At 63.8% G+C, this 1,673-nt stretch carries 2 protein-coding genes; one reads left to right on the top strand and one right to left on the bottom strand.

Annotated features, from left to right (window positions below; all coding sequences use genetic code 11):
- On the bottom strand, positions 1-469 hold a 469-nt coding region (locus AB4Z11_RS30975), incomplete at its 3' end, for a DEAD/DEAH box helicase (RefSeq protein ID WP_442029913.1).
- A gap of 89 nt (positions 470-558) precedes the next feature.
- On the opposite strand from AB4Z11_RS30975, the gene AB4Z11_RS30980 reads away from it, so the two are divergent.
- Complete coding sequence (locus AB4Z11_RS30980) at positions 559-1,524, top strand: dipeptidase (RefSeq protein ID WP_442029911.1); 966 nt, start codon at positions 559-561, stop codon at positions 1,522-1,524.
- Positions 1,525-1,673 lie beyond the last annotated feature (149 nt).

Genomic DNA, 1,673 nt, shown 5'->3' on the forward strand with positions numbered 1-1,673 from the left:
CATCCAGCACCAGCGTGGCGCAGCGGTCCAGTTTGAGCGCATTGTGTTCGACCAGGTCCAGCAGGCGGCCGGGTGTGGCGACCATGATGTCCGTACCGCCGCGCAGCGCCATCATCTGCGGGTTGATCGACACGCCGCCAAAGGCAATCGACACTTTCAACGGTACCGGCAGATGTTGCACCAGGGTACGGATCGCCTCCCCTACCTGGGCCGCCAGCTCGCGCGTCGGCACCAGTACCAGTCCATGCAGGCCGCTGCGCTGGCCGGAACGCGCCGACAGCAGCGCATGCAGCATGGGCAGCGCAAAAGCGGCAGTCTTGCCCGATCCGGTCTGGGCCTGGCCCAACACGTCTTCACCGCGCAGGGCGGCAGGAATGGCGGCGGACTGGATGGCGGTAGGTGCGTCGTAGCCGATGGCGGCAACGGCGTTCAGCAGGGGGGGCGCAAGGCCGAGCGAGGAAAAGGACATGGTGGACATTAACTGGTTCAAGGCAGCAGTATACCTTGCCCGGCCATTCATGCGACCATAAGGTTCCTGCCACAATATAAACGATAAAAATGATTAACTGGGACGCTCACTACTGCCTGCCGCAGCATCCGCATGCGGATTTTTCGCCGATCGACCGGCTGCATGCTTCCGGTGTCAATTATGTTTCGCTCAATGTGGGGGCGGATATGAATCCGGTCTCGCAGGTGATGTCCGTGATTGCGGGCTATCGTGCGCGCATCGACGCCAATCCTGAACGCTATGCGCTGGCATCGACCGTGGACGAGATCATTCAGGCGGCGGCAGATGGCAAGCTGGCGATCGGCTTCGATCTGGAAGGTTCGATGCCGCTGATGGACCAGCCGGAAATGGCGGCTTTATATGCCCAGCTGGGCGTACGCCAGATGCACTTCGCTTACAACCGCAATAACAGCGTGGCTGGTGGATGCCACGACACGTCGCAGGGTTTGACCGCGCTGGGCCATCGCGTGCTGGCGGCGGTCAATGACGCCGGGATTATTGTGGATTGCTCGCATACGGGGCGTATGTCCAGCCTGGACATCATGGCCGCGTCGACCAAACCGGTGGTGTTCAGCCACGCGAATCCCTTCACGCTGGTGCAGCACGGGCGCAATGTGACCGATGAACAGATCCAGGCTTGCGCGGAGACAGGTGGCGTGGTGTGCGTGTCCGGCTTGTCGTGGTTTATCGGCAAGGAGAATCCTGGCGCTACTGATGTGGCGCGCCATATCGCTTATGTCGCCGACGTGGCGGGCACCGCGCACGTTGGGGTTGGCCTGGACATCTGCGTCAGCGAACCGGATCTGGACGATACGCCGCCTGGCGATTTCGATCCTTCGTATTGGTGGCCGGCGTCGGCGGGCTATAGCGCGGAGCGCAAGCCAAGCTTCGCGCCGGCATCCGTGTGGCGTGAACTGCCGGGCGAGTTGCGCAAACTGGGCATGGCGCCCAGCGAGATTGAGCAGGTCCTCGGACGCAATATGCTGCGCGTCGCGCGCGCCACCTGGGGCGCTTAATGCGCGTGGCCGCAGCGGCGCTGGCCTGCGCCTGTGCAAGTGCCGGCGCGCACGCTGCCGCCGCGCCAACGCACAAGGCCGCAGCGGCGCCTCGCGCGCACGCATCACATGCGCACACCGCCGCTCCGGTCGACGCAGCAGTCCAGCGC

The organism is Pseudoduganella sp. RAF53_2 (assembly GCF_052113985.1).
Classification (GTDB): domain Bacteria; phylum Pseudomonadota; class Gammaproteobacteria; order Burkholderiales; family Burkholderiaceae_D; genus Rugamonas.